The 19,970-nt window shown below is 66.2% G+C and carries 15 protein-coding genes; 12 read left to right on the forward strand and 3 right to left on the reverse strand.

Annotation, left to right across the window (positions count from 1 at the left end; all coding sequences use genetic code 11):
* Window positions 1-94 precede the first annotated feature (94 nt).
* On the reverse strand, window positions 95-1,693 hold the full coding sequence (locus AKJ09_RS25760; protein WP_146650175.1) for a polysaccharide deacetylase family protein: 1,599 nt from the start codon (window positions 1,691-1,693) through the stop codon (window positions 95-97).
* A gap of 356 nt (window positions 1,694-2,049) precedes the next feature.
* Between AKJ09_RS25760 and AKJ09_RS25765 the strand changes: the two genes are divergently transcribed.
* The 3 genes from AKJ09_RS25765 to AKJ09_RS25775 are packed head-to-tail and all read left to right on the forward strand — an operon-like array spanning window position 2,050 to window position 3,740.
* Window positions 2,050-2,667 (forward strand): glutathione S-transferase family protein, encoded by a 618-nt coding sequence (locus AKJ09_RS25765; protein WP_146650177.1) that lies wholly within the window; start codon window positions 2,050-2,052, stop codon window positions 2,665-2,667.
* A 25-nt stretch (window positions 2,668-2,692) separates the two neighbouring features.
* Window positions 2,693-3,175, forward strand: a complete 483-nt coding sequence (locus AKJ09_RS25770) for a UPF0262 family protein (protein WP_169927860.1) — start codon at window positions 2,693-2,695, stop codon at window positions 3,173-3,175.
* A 4-nt stretch (window positions 3,176-3,179) separates the two neighbouring features.
* Window positions 3,180-3,740 carry an RNA 2'-phosphotransferase gene (locus tag AKJ09_RS25775; RefSeq protein ID WP_146650181.1) on the forward strand — a complete coding sequence of 187 codons (561 nt, stop codon included), beginning with the start codon at window positions 3,180-3,182 and terminating at the stop codon, window positions 3,738-3,740.
* Here the strand turns inward: AKJ09_RS25775 and AKJ09_RS25780 are convergent.
* Complete coding sequence (locus tag AKJ09_RS25780; RefSeq protein WP_146650183.1) at window positions 3,722-4,279, reverse strand: trehalose-phosphatase; 558 nt, start codon at window positions 4,277-4,279, stop codon at window positions 3,722-3,724. The two genes, AKJ09_RS25775 and AKJ09_RS25780, sit on opposite strands and share 19 nt — an antisense overlap.
* Before the next feature lie 71 nt (window positions 4,280-4,350).
* Between AKJ09_RS25780 and AKJ09_RS25785 the strand changes: the two genes are divergently transcribed.
* The 7 genes from AKJ09_RS25785 to AKJ09_RS25810 all read left to right on the forward strand — a co-directional run bounded on the left by AKJ09_RS25785 (window position 4,351) and on the right by AKJ09_RS25810 (window position 16,774).
* A complete protein-coding gene (locus tag AKJ09_RS25785; RefSeq protein ID WP_146650185.1) occupies window positions 4,351-5,253 on the forward strand; it encodes a LysR family transcriptional regulator in 903 nt (300 codons plus the stop codon).
* Between the two features lie 56 nt (window positions 5,254-5,309).
* Window positions 5,310-6,470, forward strand: a complete 1,161-nt coding sequence (locus AKJ09_RS25790; protein ID WP_146650186.1) for a sensor histidine kinase — start codon at window positions 5,310-5,312, stop codon at window positions 6,468-6,470.
* Between the two features lie 10 nt (window positions 6,471-6,480).
* The gene (locus AKJ09_RS55010; RefSeq protein WP_240488589.1) at window positions 6,481-6,957 is read left to right on the forward strand and encodes a LytR/AlgR family response regulator transcription factor; all 477 of its coding nucleotides are present in this window, start codon (window positions 6,481-6,483) and stop codon (window positions 6,955-6,957) included.
* A gap of 11 nt (window positions 6,958-6,968) precedes the next feature.
* Entirely contained in the window at window positions 6,969-7,241 is a 273-nt protein-coding gene (locus AKJ09_RS56260; protein WP_240488966.1) for a LytTR family DNA-binding domain-containing protein, read from the forward strand.
* Window positions 7,242-7,314: 73 nt separating this feature from the next.
* Complete coding sequence (locus AKJ09_RS25800; protein WP_146650188.1) at window positions 7,315-9,162, forward strand: hypothetical protein; 1,848 nt, start codon at window positions 7,315-7,317, stop codon at window positions 9,160-9,162.
* Window positions 9,163-9,208: 46 nt separating this feature from the next.
* Window positions 9,209-10,591, forward strand: a complete 1,383-nt coding sequence (locus tag AKJ09_RS25805) for a serine/threonine-protein kinase (protein ID WP_146650190.1) — start codon at window positions 9,209-9,211, stop codon at window positions 10,589-10,591.
* Between the two features lie 153 nt (window positions 10,592-10,744).
* Entirely contained in the window at window positions 10,745-16,774 is a 6,030-nt protein-coding gene (locus AKJ09_RS25810; RefSeq protein ID WP_146650192.1) for an Ig-like domain-containing alpha-2-macroglobulin family protein, read from the forward strand.
* A 3-nt stretch (window positions 16,775-16,777) separates the two neighbouring features.
* Here the strand turns inward: AKJ09_RS25810 and AKJ09_RS25815 are convergent, their stop codons facing one another.
* On the reverse strand, window positions 16,778-17,950 hold the full coding sequence (locus tag AKJ09_RS25815) for a hypothetical protein (RefSeq protein ID WP_146650194.1): 1,173 nt from the start codon (window positions 17,948-17,950) through the stop codon (window positions 16,778-16,780).
* Between the two features lie 482 nt (window positions 17,951-18,432).
* On the opposite strand from AKJ09_RS25815, the gene AKJ09_RS25820 reads away from it, so the two are divergent.
* The gene (locus tag AKJ09_RS25820) at window positions 18,433-19,245 is read left to right on the forward strand and encodes an OmpA family protein (RefSeq protein ID WP_169927861.1); all 813 of its coding nucleotides are present in this window, start codon (window positions 18,433-18,435) and stop codon (window positions 19,243-19,245) included.
* Window positions 19,245-19,670, forward strand: coding sequence for an AgmX/PglI C-terminal domain-containing protein (locus tag AKJ09_RS25825; protein ID WP_240488590.1), 426 nt, complete (start codon window positions 19,245-19,247; stop codon window positions 19,668-19,670). The genes AKJ09_RS25820 and AKJ09_RS25825 overlap by 1 nt, the downstream gene beginning before the upstream one ends.
* The last annotated feature ends 300 nt before the right edge of the window (window positions 19,671-19,970 follow it).

Raw genomic sequence — 19,970 nt, forward strand, 5'->3', positions numbered from 1 at the left:
TCGCTCACGGCGGGTAGCAGGTTCGAGCTCGAACCGTGCGGCGCTCCTCCGTCACGAACCGGAGGAACGCCGTGAAGCCGCAGGCTGGGGCTGGTCACTCGTGGTCGATCGGTTGGCCGGTGAGCGGGTCGCGGTCCATGCGGAAGAGCAGATCTTCCGTCGAGCCGTTCGCGTAGTGGAACTGGCCTCGCCATTCACCCTTCTCACAACGCATGCCGTTCATCGTGATCGGCACGCTCGTGCGGGCCGTGTTCGGGAACGAGCGAGTGCCGCCTTCGATCTCGCCGCTCGAGGCGGCCATCACGACGTTGACCTTGCTCTTGTCGTTGGGATCCGTCTTGTAAGCGAGATTGAACTCGAGGCTCCACTCGCCGGGGCCGACGAGCTGCGGATTGCGCGACGCTGTCAGCGTTCCCTTGTACTTGTAACAGTCGTCGACGAACGGGGGCTTGTTGGCGCCGGCCGTGTTGCACGCGACCTTCGAGTGATAGAGGCGGAAGAGCTGACCGGCCTTCATCAGGTTGAAGTTCACGCAGGGCGTGTTGGTGTCACCGAACGTCTCGGGGCTACCGTCGTCGATGTCGGCTGGCACGATGAACGGATAGCGCTCCTCCCTCTGCGCCCTGCCGTTCGCGTCGAGCACGGTGACCGTCACGAAGTGCTGACCGGGGCCGAGGTCCGCGAGCGCAACGCGATTTAGGTTCGGGCTGATGGTGGCTGCTTGGCCGTCGAAGGAGACGGCGAGCTTCGTACCGCCGGCGGCGCGGATGTCGACGGCGACGCTGCGTCCGAGGACGCTCACGTCGGCGGTGATCGTGGCCGACGTGCTCGAGGAGAGACGTTCTTCCTCCTGCACCGAGCGCTGCGCGGTTGCGTCGTGCGCGCGGAGCGACACGAACTTGAAGCCCTGCGCCCGGAGATCCTTGATGAGTGACCGGTTGCCGTTCGCGCCCGTCAGCATGTCGACGGTGCGCGAATGCACGTCGTGCGTGAGGATGAGGCCGCGCTTGCGTGTTTGGGCTTCGCGGATGTAGCCGTCGGCGCAAGCGTTCGGCGAGATCTTTCCCCAGCACGCCCAGTCGGCCGAGAACCCGTTCTTGAGCTCGCCGCCGATGTCCCAGAAGACCGGGCCCTGGTACTTGTCGGCGCCTGCCGCGTTGATCGTGGCGATGTTGGCAGGGCCGATGCGGACGAGATCGCCGTACGGCGGTCGGAAGAAGGAAACCGCCGACGGAAGCTTGCTCTGCGACGCGGCGATCGCGCTTTTGAGGATCGCGTCGGCATCCATGATCTCGTCGATGATCACGTCGGTGCCGAGCGAGGGCAGGGGCCTCGCCTGATGGTTCATCGAGTGGTTGGCGACGATGAAGAGCCCGTTGTTCGCGTTCGACAGGTCGACGATGCGCTGGACGGCAGCGGGATTCGCCTTCGCATTCTTGCCGACCATGAAGAACGTGGCGGGCACCTTCTCGCGTGCGAGCCACTCGGCGAGCTCGATGGTGCGCGGACCCGGCCCGTCGTCGAGCGTGAGGGCGAGCTCCTTGTCAACGAGGCCGAAGGCACTCGCCGCGAGGTTGCGTGAGCCGACGGCGTCCTCGCCGCTCGCGGCCTCCTCTTCGGCGGGGGCTCCGCACGCGAAGGCCAGGGCGGAGACGGACAGGGCAATCAAGCTCGCAACGATGGATCGGCGCATGGTTCTCTCCCCCGCGAGTGGGTGCGTGTAGGCTCATGCATGCGCCGTACCGCTCGCTCGAGAGACTCCAAGTATTTGGAATTGTGTATTTTCGTTGCCGCGCCATGGGTAAACGAAGAGGGATCTGCCGGATCCTCCGCGTTCCATGATCACTTGAATCATCCCGCGTAACCGTTGCGAAATGCTGCGGGTTTCGTGCCGTCTGATCCCCCCGATCCGCAGCGGCCAATCCTGACAAAAGGCTGTCATCGCGGCCGAGTACGGTGCTCTTCGTCCTCGCCGCTCGCCGACCTCCAAGCGTGAGTCGCTGCTTCGGAAAGGACGTGCAGTTCCCACGACACGCAAGGAGTCGAACGATGGGCCTCGTTTTCTACTACGCACCCTGGTGTTCCGCCGTCACCTGTCACTGGGCGCTGGAGGAGCTCGGCGTGCCTTACGAGAAGGTGAAGTTGAACCTCGCCGAGAAGGACACTCACAAACCGGCCTTCCTCGCGCTCAACCCCAACGCCAAGGTGCCGCTTCTCGTTCACGACGGCGTGCCGATCTTCGAGTCGATCGCCATCCTGGCGCACCTTGGAGAGACGTTCGGTGTCGAGCGGAACCTGTTTCCGGCTCCGGGCCTCCTCCGCGCCCAGGCTCTGCAGTGGCTTGCCTGGGCGAACGTCTCGCTCGGCTCTGCGGTGCGCCGCTACTTGGACAACACCAGCGAGCAGATCCCCGCGGAGCTTCGCAATCCAAAAGCGGCTGCCGTGCACGAGAAGGACGTTCTCGCCTTGCTCGGGATCCTCGATCATCACCTCGCCGGGAGGAAATGGATGGTCGGCGACGAGTTCGGCCTTGCCGACGTCCATCTCGCCGGCGCCATCGGCTGGATTCGGCGTCTCGGTTTCGACGTCGAACGCTTCGCCAACATCACGGCCTGGCTGGCGAAGGCCTGCGCGCGCCCCGCTTTCGCGACCGTGATGGCGTCCTGAATGGGATAAGCTGGGCGTCGGCCCCTTGAGCATTCGCGATCTACGCCTCGACGAGGAGACCTGGCAGCGAGCAACCGACCTGCGCCGCGCCGAGTGGCGTTCGGCCATCGAAGATCTGCTCCACGAGAGTGTCTTCGCCGAAGGGCTGCGTGGCTTGCATCTGCTCGTGACGTTTCGCCAGGATCACGTGCTCGTCGAAGGCCTCGACGACGAAGGCTACGTGCGGGTGTCCGCCGTGATCACCCTCGCCAGCCTCGACGAGTTCGTGAAGGAGTATCTCCAGATCATCGAGCGACTCGACGAAGGGGCCGGGCATCGCGATGCGACCTGGCTCCTCGCCGTCGATATGGCCAAGAAGGTCGTCCACGACAAGGCGGCCAAGACGCTCGCGGCGACGGTGCCCGTCCTCTCCGAAGATCATGCGACGCTGCGGAAGATGTTCACGCTGGTCTTCTCCCTCGCCGTGGACACGACCAAGATGACGAGCGCGCGCATTCATCGTCGCTGAGCCGTTGGATCGAGCGCGCGCGGTTCGAATCAGCAAGCTGCTTGGGCTCGGCCTGCGGCACGACCCGGCACGCCTTCGTCTGGTGCTCGACCGCGCGGGCTGGGCCGACGTCGATGCTGTCCTCCGCGGTCTCGCATCGCTCGGCGAGCCGCTCGACCTCGACGAGCTCGAGGCCATCGTCGTCGGTATGGAAAAGAGGCGCTATGCGTTCTCCGCCGACGGCACGCGCATCCGCGCGAGTCAGGGCCATTCGGTCGACGTCGAGCTCGGCCTCGCACCGACCGAGCCGCCCGACCTTCTCTTCCACGGCACCGTCGAGCGCTTTCTCGAGAGCATTCTGAGCGCGGGGATCCTCCGCGGTGCACGAACGCACGTGCATCTGTCGGTCGACGTGCAGACCGCGCGCATCGTGGCTTCCCGTCGGCGCGGCGCGCACGTGATTCTCTCGGTGCGGGCTCGGGCCATGCATGCCGCCGGCTCTTCGTTCTTCCTGAGCGAGAACGGCGTTTGGCTCACCGAGCACGTTCCGCCGTCGTTCGTCGACGTCTACGGACGCGCGCGCTGAGCGTGGTGCCCGGCAGGGGCCAGCGGAACGCCGCGATCGACCTCGTCGAGGATGGCCTCGATGGCGGCTTCGGTCGCTCGCCACGTGGGCACCGGCGTGACGGTCGGATCCGACGACGCGTGGACGCCGAAGAGGAAGCGGTGCTCGACGACGCCTGCCATGGGCAAGAGCACGTCGAGCCGGTCGTCGACGAACATCGTGACACCGAGCTTCAGGCAGATGCCTGCCTTCTCGCGGCGCTCGCGACAGAAGCGAAGCTGGGCGGGCGAGATGCCGGTCCTCTCGAAGAACCCGTGGTGGGCAAGCCAGCGCCGCGAGAGGCCTTCGATGCGAGGGCCGCACTTCGAGACGAGCCAGACGGCGCCGTCGAAGCGAAGCGTCAGGCGCGCGAGCGCGTCGATGGCTCCGTCGACCGCGGGGGCGCGCATCGCCGTTTCGTCGTCGCGCGCTTGGATGAAGGATGTGTCGGGGCCATCGCCATGGATGATGACGCGGCCGATGTCCACGCCGAGGCGCGGAATGCGATTCGTTGGCTTCATGATGCCGAGAGCATGCGTCGCTCACGGTTCCAGAACCATTCGTACAATTTTATGATCTATAACTTTGGGTGATGATCGATTCGGACCGCCTCCACGCGTTCGCGGTCTTCGCCGAAGATGCGAATCTCTCGCGCGCAGCCGCGCGACTTCACCTGTCGCAGCCGGCCGTTCACGCCCAGATCCGCAAGCTGTCCGAAGAGCTCGGCGTGCCGCTGTATCGACGCGTGGGGCGCGGGCTCTCGCTCACCAAGGAAGGTGCCGAGCTTGCCGCCTACGCGCGAGAGACGGAGGAGCGGGCTTCGGAATTCGTCGCGCGGCTCAAAGGGGAGGGCGCCGAGCGCAGAGTGGTCCTTGCGGCAGGAGCCGGGGCGTTGCTGCACGTCCTCGGGCCGGCGTTGCGATCATTCACGCGCGCCTTCTCCGGGCGGCTCGACGTCGTGACCGCCGACGGACCAACGGCGGTGGGGCTCGTTGCGCGTGGCGAGGCTCACGTCGGCGTGGCGGCGCTCGACGCAACCCCCCTTCCGTCGCTTCAGGACGAAAGCCTCGAGCTTCGATCCATCACCGACGTGAAGCAGCTTCTCGTCGTGCCGACCTCGCATCCGCTCGCCAAGAAACGCCATGCGCTACTCGCCGATCTCGAAGGCGAGCGACTCGTCTTGCCGCCTCGTGGAAGACCGCAGCGCGTCGCCCTCGAAGCCGCGTTCGCGGCACGGGGAGTAACGATTCGCGAGGGCGCGCTCGCCACCGGTTGGGACCTCGTCGTGCACCTGGTGTCGCTCGGCATCGGCCTTGCGATCGTGAACGGCTCGGTTCGTCTCCCGGCGGGACTCGTGGGCCTCACGTTGCGCGAGCTGCCCCCGATTCGCTACGTTGCGTTCGCCCGGCGTCGCCCCCGGCCCGATCCCGCGGCGCTTCTCGAGGCGATGACCAAGCAGGTGATGACCAAGCAGGCGCCCGGCAAACGGGGCTGAACGCTCCGATCGCCAGCGCGGCGCGTCTTGCTATTCTCTCTCCTCGAAGCGTGACGGTGTCGAGCAACCACTCCAGTGCGCAGGCGGGCCCCGAGGAAGGTGTCGTTCGTTCGACCGTGCGTGGGCTTCTCGCTCCACGGCGTGCGCTGCCCATTGCGCTCGTCGTCGTGCCGCTGACCATCATCCAAGACGCCTACAGTCGCGACGCGTTCGCGGTTCCGCTCGCGCTCTTGCTGTGTGGAAGCTTCCTGCTCGTCGGGCCCTCGCTGTGGCGTGCGCTCTTTCCGATGGAGCGAGGCCCGCGCAAGCGAAGCCTCGAAGCGGCGCCGCGTCCCGCGCGTCCGAACCCGCTTGCGCGCGTTCTCGTCTATGGCTTCGTCGGAGCGGCGCTCGTTCTCGGCATCGGCGAGTTCTTGCCCAAGCTCATCGGTGCCGGTCGAACGTTCCTCACGTCCGGGCCGAGCCTGGTCGTCTGCGTGGCTCTGTTCTGGGTCGGAGGGTGGGGCCTCGCGCGCGACATCGATCTCGAAGAACACCTGCGGCGCGAGCGAGCGCGGAGTGAAGCGCTCGAGCGAGAGGCCGAGCACGCCCAGTTGCTGGCCCTGAAGACCCACCTCGATCCGCACTTCCTCTTCAACACGCTCAACGCCATCGCCGAGTGGTGCCGCGAGGACGGCGCCGTCGCCGAGAAGGCCATCGTGCAGCTCTCGTCGATGCTCCGCACGATGATGACGGGCATCACCGAGACTTCGTGGGCCCTCGAAAAGGAGCTCGAGCTCGCCTTCGCATTGTTCGAGCTCCACGCCGTGCGCGACCCATCGTTCTTCACCGTCGTCCGCGACGTTCCGTCACCGCTTCCGCACGTACTCGTGCCGCCGATGCTGCTCTTGCCCTTGGCGGAGAATGCGATGAAGCACGGTCCCCTCGCGCGGCGCAGAGGCGAGGTCGTGGTCCGCGTCGAGGTCGTGCGTGGGCTCGTGCGTATCGAGATCGGCAACCCGGGCAAATTCATGGGGGACCGCCCGGGAGGAAGTGGCCTTCCCATCGTCCGCAAGCGGCTCGGCCTGGCGTACGGGCATGATGCTTCGTTCTCGATCGAGGCGGATGGGGAGCGTACCCGCGCGCTCGTCGTTGTCCCGATCAGCCCTTTCGTGCCGGAAAGTCTCGCTCGCGCCTCCACGATCGTTGTGGCGGACGGCGCCACAAAACCTCTGTAACGTGGGAGGGATGTCCTCGCTGCCTCTTCGCGTCCTCGTCTGTGACGACGAGCTCATGGCGCGAAAGCGGGTTCTTCGAATCCTGGGCGATTTGACCGGGATCGAGACGACGATCGAGTGCGAAAGCGGCGAGGAGGTGCTCGCCAAGCTTGGGACCGACGACGTCGATGTCGCCCTGCTCGACGTCAACATGCCGGGAATCAGCGGGATCGAAACGGTCATGCGGATGCCCGAAGACCGTCCCTACGTGATTTTCCTAACAGCTCACCCCGAGCACGCCGTGTCGGCCTTCGATGTCGGCGCGGTCGACTACTTGCTCAAGCCGGTCGACGAGGCTCGGTTGGGGAAGGCGCTCGGGCGAGCGCGGCAGTTCCTGGACTTCGGCGCGCTCATGGCCTCGGGGGGCCAACCGCGGACAAGGATGTCGCAGCTGCCCGGCCACTCAACAAGCTCGCCGTTCCCACGCGAGACGGCGTTTCGCTGCTGAATCCTGCGGACATCACGCACGCGACGTTCGACGGCTCGCTCGTCACGGTCCACACCGCGGCGCGGACGATCCTGACGGACGACACGCTCCAAGACCTGGAAGGGAAGCTTCCTCCGGGCCCATTCGAGCGCGTCCACCGCCGGGCTGTGGTGAATCTCGACCACGTGGAGCGGCTCCAGGCCGTCGACTCAGGGGGGTACGTTGCATGCCTTTCGACCGGCAAACGTGTGGATGTTTCGCGACAAAGCGCTCGAAGACTGCGGCGGCGTCTAGGATTGCGGTAGGATTTGCCGGTCCTCAAGACCGCGAAGAATGGTGGGCGGTGAACGTCCTCGGACGAGCTCGGAAGCGACGAACGTGAACGGCGACAACAAAGACGAGGCCGGCTTCGATCCCAACGGAGCGGATCTCGAAGAGGACGACAACCCGTGGGGTGATGGCGAGGGCGGCGAACGCACGGTTGCCACCACGGCGCCGGCGTTCGACTCGAACGTTCCGCTGCCGATCACCGCGCCGCCTCCTGGAGCTCGTCCCGCATCCGCGAAGCCCGCGGCGCTTGCGCGTCCGGCGACCGCCATTGGTCTCGGCGCGGTTCCGCCGCGAGTTGGCGGCGCGCCCGGAACGTCGGGCGCCGGTGTGGCGCGCCCCGCCACTCTGGCGTTCGAATCCAAGCCCGCTGCGCCCACCTTCGCGGCAGAGCGCGCGGCAGGGTCTCAAGCCAAAGCCGCGGGGCTCGGTGCCACGCGCATGGGCACGGGCGGAGCGCCCTCCACGCTCGGACCGAAGCCCGGCGCAATACCGGCCCCATCGAAGGCCTCGCCGCTCGCGAGCACGACCGGCATTGGCGGCGTGGGAGTCGCTGGCGCCGTGAAGCCCGCGAACGCGCCGAACTCGCCCGGCGCTCTCCCGCTTCCGTCGAAGAAGGCGACGATGATGATGGGAGCGCCCGTTCCCGCGCCCGAGTCTGCTGCACCCGCCGCGCCGATCTCGGGGCCGAAGGCGGTTGCGGCGCCGAGCTCGCGAACGCCGTCAGCGGTGTCCAAGGTTTCCCGTTTCGACCGCGTTCCTTCGCTCGTCAGCGAGGAAGAGGCCGACGACGAGAACCCCACGATGGCGATTCCATCCGCCGTTGCGATGCTCGCCGTGGAGGCCGCGGCACAGGACACGCGCGCGGCGATCACGGCCATTCCTGCTCCGCCGCCCCTGTCGCTGGCGAGTACGGCCTTTGCCGATTCGCCGTACGCCGCCGTCCATTCGCCAGCCGGCCACCCGCCCGTCCTTGGGCAGAGCGAGCCGGAAGAGACCACCCGCGCCGTCTCGCGCGAAGAGCTTCTTCGACATCAAGACGCCCATGTCGTCGTCGGCGGAGGCGCCGAAGGTGACGAATCCACGCTTGCCGTCCCGTCGACGGCGAACAGCGCCGCCCGGGCCGTTCCGCTCGGGTTCGCCGAGACGCTCGGTCCGTCGATGGCAAACGCCGAATCGCCGACGGTTCGTCCGCTTCCGGGGCAAGACGCGAGCGCGTCCGCCTCCGCCCCCGCCCAGGCCCGTGCGCCCGGTGTTTTTGCCTGGGGTCGCGAGCCCGATCCCCGCGCCGAGATCGATCCGCTGGTGGCGTCCGAGATCTACGATCCGCTCGTCAGTCAGCCGCCGGCGAGCTTCGCGTCGAGTCCGTCCGCCTCCGGCCCGCTTTCGGGCCAGCCTGGACCCCATGGCATGCATGGCATGCCGCCCCCGCCGATGCCCTATGGAACTGGGCCGACCGGCGCGACCGGCCTCCACGGTGCGGCACCGTCGCCGAGCCTCATGCAGGGCGGGATGGGCGCGATGAACCAAGCCGCTCCGATGCAGCCCAACATGCAGCCGGGCATGCAGCAGCCCATGCCGTCGATTCACGGCATCGCCAACGTCTCCGGTCATGGCTGGCCGAGCGGCAACATGCCCGCGCACGCGCCTCCGCCGGGCCCCGGCTGGATGCAGGGACCCCCACACGGCGCTCCTCAGGGCCAGCTTCCGCACGGTGCGTACGATCCGCGTGCCCAGGCCGCGATGCAGGCGCGTGGGCCGGCTCCCGTCGGGCCTGGCGTGGGTGGTGGCGCGGGGGGAAAGGTCAGTCCTCAGCTGATTGCCCTCGTGGCCGTCGGCGTCGTGTGCGTCGCCATCTTCATCGTCGGCCTCGTTCTCTTCTTCACGACGAAGTTTTGACGGTGCCTCGGGGCGAGTGGCTTTGATAGCCTGGTAAGTCGCCAGGATGGATCCGCTTGGCCGCAACGACGATCCCTCGGAGCGCGGTAAGTCGCGATGGATCGGCCGCATCATCCGCGAGAAGTGGCGGATCGACAGCCGCATCTCGCGCGGAGGCGTGGGCACGGTCTACGCCGCCACGCATCGCAAGAACGGTAGCCGCGTCGCCATCAAGATCCTCCACCCTCAGTTCTCGAGGGACAACGACACGCGCAGCCGCTTCATGCAGGAAGGCTACGCGGCCAACCAGGTGAACCATGCGGGCGTCGTTCGCATTCTCGACGACGACGTCACCGAAGAGGGCTACGCGTATCTCGTGATGGAGCTCCTCGAAGGGGAGCTTCTCGAAGCGCGACGCATTCGCAAAGGAGGCACCCTCCCGCTGCGTGAGGTCTACGAGGTCGCCGATCAATTGCTCGACGTCCTCGCTGCCGCGCACGACAAGGGCATCGTCCATCGCGACATCAAACCCGACAACCTCTTCGTCACGAACGAAGGGCGTCTCAAGGTTCTCGACTTCGGCTTCGCGCAGATGAAGCGAGGCGTTCGAACCGAGCAGACCGCCACGGGCTATCTGCTTGGCACGCCGGGCTTCATGTCGCCGGAGCAGGCCGTCGGCAACAACGCACGCGTCGATGCGCAGACCGACATCTGGGCCGTCGGCGCAACGCTCTTCAATTTGATCTCGGGTTGTCCGGTGCACGACGGCGAGAGCGCTGCGGAGATGCTGGTCGCGGCGGCCAACTACCAGCCTCGCTCACTCGCCAACGTCACCTCGGGATTGCCGCTCAAGCTCATTCAGATCGTGGACCGAGCGATTGCCTTCGACAAGGCCGACCGCTGGCCCAACGCGCGCGCGATGCACGCGGCGCTCAAGAAGGTCTCGGGGCTCACCACCGGCAACATGTTCGAGTCGGGGCGCCGAAGCATTCCTGATCACGTGCCGGAGTCCATCGAGCTGCTCGACGAGAACGACGTCGAAGAGGCTCAGCCGTCGTGGATCCGACCCGTCTACGAAGGCTACGACGACGGCCCGACGATCTCCGTTTCGACCGCGCTCTCGCGTCACGCGCGCTTCAGCGAGAGCCCGGATCCGCTCGGAGACACCGTGCGCGTGGATGACCTCGTTGCTCCACCTGCCGCTGCACGTCCCAAACCTCTTCCGACGCCCGCGCCGTTCACGCCGCTCGGGGCTCCAGCGCCGCTCGCGAGTGGATCGCCGCTCTCCTTCGCACCGTCCGCGGCAGAGCTCCAAACGATGTCGACGGGGCCGATGGCGGCTCAGCCGGCGGATTCGGGAAACACACGAGCGTGGCTTCTCCTCATCGTCGGAGCGCTGTCGATGATCGTGGTGATTCTCGTCGGTCTGTTTCTCTTCGGCCTCGACTGACACCTACATCGCGCGCTCCGTAGATCTTCTTCCGTCGCGATACGTACGAGCGAAATCCGTACACGCGCGCCCCGAACGTCGACCGATTGCCTCACTTCGCCTGTAGGGTGGGCGCCATTCGCGCGTTGATCGCGATGGAGACGTCTTATCTGCATGAAACGAAGCGCACTTGTTCTTGCCTTGCTCACGGCGTTCCTGGCCCTCGGTTGTCCTGGGAAGCCGCCTCAAGCACCTGCCCCGGCGAAGTCTGCCGGAGATAACGGTCCTCTCGTGGTTCGCTTGTCGAAGTCGGGTTTGGGGTTCCGGATCAGCAACGCCGACGAAGAAGCCGACAACGCCCAAGAGCGAAAGCTCGCGCCGGCGACGCCGCTCGGTGCGGACGATGCAAAACGCCTCGTCGCGCGACTGCCTCAGCTTCCGCGCGACGCCGAAGACGAGAAGGCGTTCTCGATGCGCGACAAGTCGATTCCTGCGCCGCGCGCGGGAAAGACGGTGTCCGAAGCCTTTCCGCCGCCGGCCGGGCCTCCTCCCACGAACGTGCCGCCGAAAGGTCCACTGACGGTCGAGCGCCACGAGCCCGAAGGCAAGGTCGAGATCGCACCACACGTGACGGTGACGTTCTCGCAGCCGATGGTGCCCATCACCTCGGTCGACGAGCTCGCGAAGGACAAGGCGCCGATCACGCTCACGCCGCAGCCCGAAGGCAAGTGGCGTTGGCTCGGCACGCGCACGCTGCTCTTCCAACCGGAAAAGCGCATGCCGATGGCCACCGAGTACACGGTGGAGGTTCCTTCCGGCACGAAGGCGGCCAACGGTGAAACGCTGAACGCCGCGACGCGGTGGACGTTCACCACGCCTCCGCCGACCGTGAAGCGCACCTGGCCCACGGACAACTCCGTCGCGCTCGAGCCGATCGTGTTCGTCGAGTTCGATCAGGCGATCGACGCAGGGGCCATGCTCGCGAGTATCGAGCTCCGCAGCGCGCGCGGGAGCGTGCCCGTGAAGCTCGCCGAGCCGGACGAGATCGAGGGTGACGATACGGTCCGAAGGCTGTCGCAGCAGGCCGAGAAAGGCCGCTGGGTCGCCTTCAAGCCGACGACCAAGCTCTCGACGTCGACGGGCTATACGGTCGTCGTCAAGAAGGGGGCGAAGAGTGCCGAAGGCCCGCGCACGACGGCGTCGGATCAGACTTCGTCGTTCGTCACGTTCGGCCCCTTGAAGGTGGTGAAGTCCCAGTGCGGTTGGGGCAAGGACTGCGCTCCGCTCCAGCCGTTCACGGTCACTTTTTCGAACCCGATCGACCTCGGCAAGTTCGATACGTCGATGGTGAAGGCATCGCCCGAGATCCCCGCCATGAAGGTGGAGGTCCACCAGACGTACATGACGATCTCCGGCCGTACGAAGGGCCGCACGAAGTACGCGGTCGACATCGCGAAGAGCATCACGGACGTCCACCAGCAGACGATGGACGAGCCGGCGCATCTCACGTTCGACGTCGGGCCTGCCGAGCCGACGATGTTCGGCGCCGAAAACCCCATGGTCGTTCTCGACCCGGCCGCGCCCAAGCAGTACGTCGTCTACTCGATCAACGAGCCCGCACTGCACGCGCGCGTCTACGCCGTGACGCCGGAGGACTACAAGAAGTACATCGAGTTCTCGAACGAGTGGGAACGGCCGCGGAAGATCACGCCGCCCGGCAAGCTCGTGTTCGACAAGACGATCACCCCGAAGAAATCACCCGACGAGGTGGTCGGCACGCCGATCGATCTCGGCGCTGCATTGAACGGTGGCTTCGGTCAGGTGCTCGTCGTGGTCGAGCCGACGCGAACCCTCCCCAAGGGCTGGCAACGGCCCGAGCTCCACGTGTGGATTCAGGCTACCGAGCTCGGCCTCGCGGCGTATGCCGAAAGCGATCGCGTGACGGGGTGGGTGACGAAGCTCACCGACGGATCTCCCATCGATGACGTCGAGGTTTCGCTCCTCGGCGAGGCGCCGGTGAAGACCCAGGGCGGCATCGCGCGCCTTCCGCTGACCAAGACCACGATGAGCCTCGTCGTTGCGCGCAAAGGCAAAGACGTCGCGATCGTCGGCGATGGCTATGCGGGCAACCCGCTCCCGCAACGTCAAGACCAGCTTCGCTGGCTCGTCTTCGACGATCGCGGCATGTACAAGCCGGGCGAAGAGCTCCGCGTGAAGGGCTGGCTGCGTCGCGTGGGGACGGGGCGCGGTGGCGACATCGATGCCGTTCCTTCGATCGAAGGGCAGACCGTGCGCTACCGCGTGCGTGATCCGCGCTGGGCGGAGATCGGCACCGGTGAGGCGAAGGTCGACTCTGCCGGAGCCTTCGACTTCGCCTACAAGCTTCCCGCGAACGCGAACCTCGGCTCGGCCCACATCGAGCTCGTGCTCGAGGGCTCTCGGCTCGAGGCGAACAACTACCACCATCGGTTCGAGGTGCAGGAGTTCCGGCGCCCCGAGTTCGAAGTGAATGCGAAGGCGAGCGAAGGGCCGCACTACGTCGGCGGTCACGCGGTCGCGACCGTGACGGCGTCGTACTACGCGGGCGGCGGCTTGCCGAACGCGCCGGTCGAATGGCACGTGACGCGCAGCACGGGGTCGTTCGCGCCGCCGAATCGTACGGACTTCCACTTCGGTCCCGAGCCGCGTCTGTTCTGGGATTTCCGTGGGCCCTCGAAGGCCGAGGAGACGAAGACGGAGACGTGGTCCTCGCGCACGAACCCGCAGGGCGTTCACCGCATTCGTCTCGATTTCGACGCGCTCGAGCCGTCGTATCCGATGAGCCTCCAGCTCACCGGGCAGGTCGAAGACGTCAATCGCCAGCAGTGGGCAGGCCGCACCACGATGCTCGTTCATCCGTCGGACACCTACGTCGGCGTCCGTCTCGGCAAGAACTTCGTGCGCGCGGGCGAGAACATCGACGTCGATCTCCTCGCGGCGAACATCGAGGGCAAGCTCGTCGGCGGACGGCCCATCGTGGTCAAGGCGGCGCGCCTCGACTGGCAACAGAAGGGCACCGAGTACGTCGAGAAGGAAGTCGACGTCCAGACGTGCGAGACCACGAGCAACGGCGGCGAGAACGACAAGCCTGCACGCTGTTCGCTCAAGACCACCGAAGGTGGCCGCTATCGCGTGTGGGCCGTCGTCACCGACGAGCACGGACGCAAGAACCAGAGCGCCACGACGCTCTACGTGACGGGCAAAGACGTCCCGAAGGATCGCGGCGTCACGGGTGATCGCATCACGGTCATCCCGGACAAGAAGGAGTACAAGCCGGGTGAAACGGCCGAAGTGCTCGTCGTCGCCCCGTTCCTGCCGGCCGAAGGCATCCTCACCGTGCGCCGCCAGGGCATCGTTCAGCTCGAGCGATTCACGATGAAGGATCCGTCGCAGGTCCTGAAGGTGAAGCTCGACGAGCCGATGGTGCCGAACGTGGAGATCCACGTCGACCTCGTCGGGGCGGCGGCTCGTGCGGACAGCTCGATCAAACGCCCGGCCTTCGGTACAGGCTCGGTGACGGTGAACGTGCTTCCCGTTTCGCGCACGCTCGCGGTGAAGGCCGAGGCCAAGAAGCCGACGCTCGAACCGGGAGGCGCGACCTCCATCGAGGTCGACGTGAAGGACGCGCAGGCTCGTCCCGTTCGAGACGCCGAAGTCGCCGTCATCGTGGTCGACGAAGCGGTGCTTGCGCTATCGGGCAAGAAGACGCCCGATCCGGTGAGCGTCTTCTATTCGGAGCGCTATTCGGACGTCTCCGACGTTGGCCTGCGCGATCGCATCGTGCTCGCCGATCCCGATCTCCTGCAGCGTGGCAATCTCGCGGCGGAGGGCACCGCCTCCGGCGGCGGCATCGCCAGGCCCCAGGCACGGATGGCTGCAGGCGCGCCCATGGCTCCCCCCGCGCCCGCGCCCATGGCTTCGGCGGCCGAGTTGTCCAAGAGCGACGCCGCGTTCGACAAGAAGGTGGCTTCGCGAGACGAAGCTGTCTCGGCGAACAACACGCCCATCCAGGTGCGCACGGACTTCGGCGCGCTCGCGCTCTTCTCGCCGCGCGTGCGAACCGACGGCTCGGGCAAGGCCACCGTGCCGGTGAAGCTCCCCGACAACCTCACGCGCTATCGCGTGATGGCCGTTGCCTCCGCGGGTGACAAGCAGTTCGGCGCGAACGAGTCGACGATTACGGCGCGCCTCCCGCTCATGGTTCGTCCGAGCGCGCCGCGCTTCTTGAACTTCGGCGATCGCTTCGAGCTGCCCGTCATCGTTCAGAACCAGACGGACTCGCCGGTCGACGTCGGCGTCGTCGCGCGTGCAGTCAACGCGACGGTCGAAGAGCCTTCGGCGAAACGCGTGACCATCCCGCCGAACGACCGCGTCGAAGTGCGCTTCAACGCGGCGGCCGAGAAGGCGGGCACAGCGCGATTCCAGATCGGCATCGCGGCGAAGGACTTCGCCGATGCGAGTCAGATCACGCTCCCGGTCTACACGCCGGCCACCACAGAAGCGTTTGCCACGTACGGCGAGATCGACGACGGCGCCATCGCGCAGCCGGTGAAGATGCCGCCGAACGTCTTCCCGCAGTTCGGCGGGCTCGAGATCACGACGAGCTCCACGCAGCTGCAAGCGCTCACCGACGCGGTGCTCTACCTGGTGAAGTACCCCTTCGAATGCAACGAGCAGATCGCCTCGCGTGTTCTCGCCGTCGCTTCGCTGAAGGACGTCCTCTCGGCGTTCAAGGCCGAGGGGTTGCCGTCGCCGGAGGTTCTCACGAAGTCGATGACCACGGACTTCGAGAAGCTCCAGCGCCACCAGAACGGCAACGGCGGTTGGGGCTTCTGGCAAGAGCAGCCTTGGCCGTACCTCTCCGTCCACGTGACGCACGCCCTCGTGCGCGCGAAGGAGAAGGGATTCCAGCCGAATGCCGTGATGCTGTCGCGCGCGCAGAGCTATCTACGCAGCATCGAGAGCCAGATTCCGTCCTGGTACCCCGACGATGCTCGCCGGGCGATCATCGCCTACGCGCTGTTCGTCAGGAAGAAGATGGGGGATGCGGATCCGGCACGTGCCAAGCGCCTCATCACGGAGGCCGGAGGGCTCGAGAAGCTGCCGATCGAAGCCGTCGGTTGGATCTGGCCCATCCTCTCGCAAGACAAGGCGTCGGCCGCGGACAACGAGGCGATTCGGCGTCACGTCCAGAATCGCGTCACCGAGACCGCAGGCGCTGCGCACTTCGTGAGCGGCTACAAGGACGCCGACTGGCTCTTGCTCCACTCCGACCGTCGCGCCGACGGCGTGCTGCTCGAATCGATGATTGGAGATCAGCCGCAATCGAGCGTGATTCCGAAGCTCGTGAAGGGCTTGCTTGGCCACCGCAAGGCGGGGCACTGGACCAACACGCAGGAGAACGCGTTCGTACTGCTCGCGCTCGACCGCTACTTCGCGACCTACGAGAAGGTGACGCCCGACTTCGTGGCTCGGGTGTGGCTCGGCGATCGCTTCGCCGGCCAGCACGCCTTCAAGGGCCGCACGACCGAGTCCAGTGAGACGAAGGTCCCGATGCAGTGGCTCGCGAGCGAGCTCAAGTCACCGCAGTCGCTCGTGCTCGGCAAAGACGGCCCGGGCCGCCTTTACTACCGCATCGGCATGCAGTACGCGCCGACCGATTTGAAGCTGCCGCCGACGGATCAGGGCTTCGTGGTCTCGCGAACGTACGAAGGCGCTGACAAGCCCGAGGACGTGCGCCGTGATGCGGACGGAACCTGGCGCGTGAAGGCCGGGACGAAGGTGCGCGTGCGTGTTTCGATGGTCGCGCAGTCGCGTCGCTACCACGTCGCGCTCGTCGATCCGATTCCCGCCGGGCTCGAACCGCTCAATCCGGCACTCGCCGTCACCGGCGAGATTCCGAAGGACCCGAAGGTTGCCGAGGATGCCGCCAAACGCGGAGGACGCTACTGGTACTGGGACCGAACCTGGTACGAGCACCAGAACATGCGAGACGAGCGCGTCGAGGCGTTCGCGTCGCTCCTCTGGGACGGCGTCTGGGACTACACCTACGTCGCGAAGGCCACGACGCCGGGCGTCTACGTGGTTCCTCCGCCGAAGGCCGAAGAGATGTACTCGCCGGAGACGTTCGGTCGCGGCCGGGGAGACCGTTTCATCGTCGAGTGATGTTCACGACCTAGTGTTGGATCGGCCCGTGCCGCAGACCTGTGCTGCGCGCGGGCCTTCCGTCTCGTCGCAAGTTCCTCCTTCCGGCGGAGCGTGCGCGGTGACGAGAATCTCGTGGCGATGGAGATGGGTGAGCAGGGCGTCGTCGAACTCGATGCCCTGCTCGTCGGCCAGCTGCTTGCGTGTGGCGGCGACCGTGGTAGTCGGCTGGAACTTGCCGAGGATCTCGTACAGCTCGGGCTCGAGATTGAACGAGTCGTAGGCGTTGTACGGCGTCGTGACGAGCACGCCTCCCTGGATGACCGGAAGCGAGCGCAGCGACTTGTGGAGCACGAGGCGCTCGGGGAGTTTCGTCTGCACGTCGAGCGCATCACGTGCGCTCTTCAGTCGACCGAGGAGGGCACGGCCTTCTTTGGTCTCTTCGACGATCCTTGCGTAGCCTGCGCGATCGAGCGACCGCACGCGTTCGTAGCACGCGATGTAGAACTCTTCTTCGCGAGTCGCCCACGAGCCCCAGGTGGCGCGATACATCTCGTCCGGCGGTCGGCGATCTTCGAGCTCGTGGAGGTGTAGCTTGCCTTCGCGCACCTTCGGCTGGTTCACCTCGCTGCCGGCGACCTGCGATGCGGACCAGCGCATCAGTTCGCGCTCGACGTGCGTGAGGTAGTCTTTGAGAGCGACCCAGAATCGCTTGCCTGGCGCGCCCCCGTCGACCTTGCAGTAGTACGTCGAACACACCACCTCTCGGTGGTGCCAGATCGAGCAGCGTCCGCCGTCGAGGTATGGGCACACCAACGCACTCGTGCGCCCGAACGACTCGTGGGACGACGCGGTGTAGAGCAGGGTCCACTTCCGAGAGGGCCCGAGGTGGTGCGGCGTGACGCCGATGCCCTGCCGGATCTGTTCGCGGACGCGCGCCTGTCCTTCACGGAGCTCTTCGCGCGTGTCTGCGAGGATCGCCCCAACGTGGTAGTTCGGCAGGTGGGGCTGGAAGGTGCAGCACTTCGTCTCCGGTCTGAAGAACGTTGCGCGCACCCCTTCGGGGACCTGCCCGTGGTCGCACATCTGACAGTCGTCGCAGGTTGCTCGGGTCTCGACGACAGCCGGCCGATCCAAGAGGGGCGACACGAGCGCTCGGAGAAAGGGAGGTACGGAAGCTCGAAGCGTGTCGCCCATTGGTGCGGACGATAGCAGCTGCTCACCGACACGCCTCATTGCCGACCCGTGGTCGTTGCGCTTGGGCGCGACCTCGGTCTGTCACTCATCGCTTTCGTGCGCGACACGCCGGCGTTCCGCACCGTCGACGCTCGGTCGACAGGGGTTGCCCGGCCGTAAACGAGAAGGCTCTCGGAACGACGTCCTCCGAGCGGTCTTTCTGTCTGCGGCGGGCTTTTGCAGGGGTTGTGAGGCTTCCTGCCGTCGCTGGCTAACGTTGTGGAAATAGTGGAAAATTCGACAATCGTGCGCGTTTGTACGGAAGAACTGCATGGACCTTCGGGAAAGATCCGTCTATCCCACGGCTTGAACCGAAGTGGACGAGGCGGCAGCAGGCTTCGTCCATGGAGGGGAACGCGCGGACCGCTCGCAATCGACTCCGCTTATGTCGGGGTAAACCCCTCGCGTGCGGCCCTTTCCCTTCACGTCCCAAAGAGGTTCTGATGCTTTCCCACCGCTTCCTGCCGCACGCCGTCGCTGCGTCGATGCTACTCGCGCTCGTCGGCTGTGGTGGCACCACGCAATTCGCTGGTGCGCAGGCGTTCGCCATCGCTGGCACGCCCCCGCCCCCGCCGCCGCCGCCCCCGCCGCCTCCCCCGAAGGAGGAGCCCAAGCCGCCGCCGCGCGTCGAGCTGCGCGACAACAAGATCGAGTTCAAAGAGAAGATCCAGTTCGAGGTCAACAAGGCCGTCATCAAGCCTGAGAGCTTCTCGCTGCTTCACGACATCGCGGAAGTCATCAAGAACAACCCGCAGGTCAAGAAGCTCTCGATCGAGGGTCACGCGAGCGCCGAGGGCGATGCCAAGCGCAACAAGACCCTCTCGGACGCGCGCGCGAAGTCGGTCATGGACTACCTCGTGAAGAAGGAGGGCGTCGAAGCTGCCCGCCTCACCGCGAAGGGCTGGGGCGTCGAGAAGCCCATCGCCCCGAACGACACCGAGGAGAACCGCGAGAAGAACCGCCGCGTCGAGTTCCTCGTCGTCGAGCAGGACATCACCAAGAAGAAGGTCGAAATCGACCCGACGACCGGCAAAGAGAAGGTCGTCGAGACGAAGACCGAGTCGGTGAAGGCTCCGGACGCCGCCCCCGCCGCCGGAACGGAAACCTCGACCAAGCCGGGCACCACGCCCGCGAAGCCGGGCACCAAGCCCGCCACCACCACGTCGAAGCCCGCGGCTCCGGCGACCAGCGCCTCGGCGAAGCCGGCAACCCCGCCGCCCGCCACGTCCGCGAAGAAGCCGGAGGGTAAGAAGTGATGAAGACCACGCTCCTGATCGCCGCTTCTCTCGTCGTCGCCACGGGTTGCTCGTTCGCGAAGCGCAGCCCCGAGATGTACCGCGACGACACCAAGGCCGCCCTCGAGTCGAAGAACAACGACATCCATGCTTGCTACGACGGCGTGCTCAAGGGCACCCCGGGCGTCAGCGGCAAGGTCACCGTCAAGTTCGACGTCATCGCCGATGGCGAGGAAAACGCGGGCAAGGTTGCCAACGTGACGGTCGACAAGGCCAACACGACGGCGCCCGACGCGGTTGCCGATTGCGTCGTGAAGTCGATCGCCGGCGCTGGCCCGCTCCAGCCGGCGGACAAGTACAAGGGCGAAGGCACGTTCTCGTACGAGTTCACCGCTCCTCCGGCGCCGGTGGTCCCCGCGACCCCCGCGCACGCGCCGAAGAGCTGATCTCGCTCGACGCCTGAAACTGCAGAAACGCGAGGGCATCCCCCTCGCGTTTTTGCTTTTGTCGCGGCTCTTCGAGTTCGGGGTGCCGCGCCTCTCGTCGTTTCGGGCGCGGATGAACGAAGGCCTGAAACGGCGAAGAGCCGCTCCAGGTCTCGACGTTCGGTCGCGAGGGAGATCAGCGGCACAGGCAGATGCTGCCGTTCCTTACTCCGCGTGGATGAACTTGTACTTCGGCTGTGCAGATTGCGCTCCGCGAAGTGCGACGTTCACCTCGTTGCCTCGTGCAGTTGTTCGACGAAA

It is taken from the genome of Labilithrix luteola, from assembly GCF_001263205.1.
In the GTDB taxonomy this organism is placed as follows: domain Bacteria; phylum Myxococcota_A; class Polyangia; order Polyangiales; family Polyangiaceae; genus Labilithrix; species Labilithrix luteola.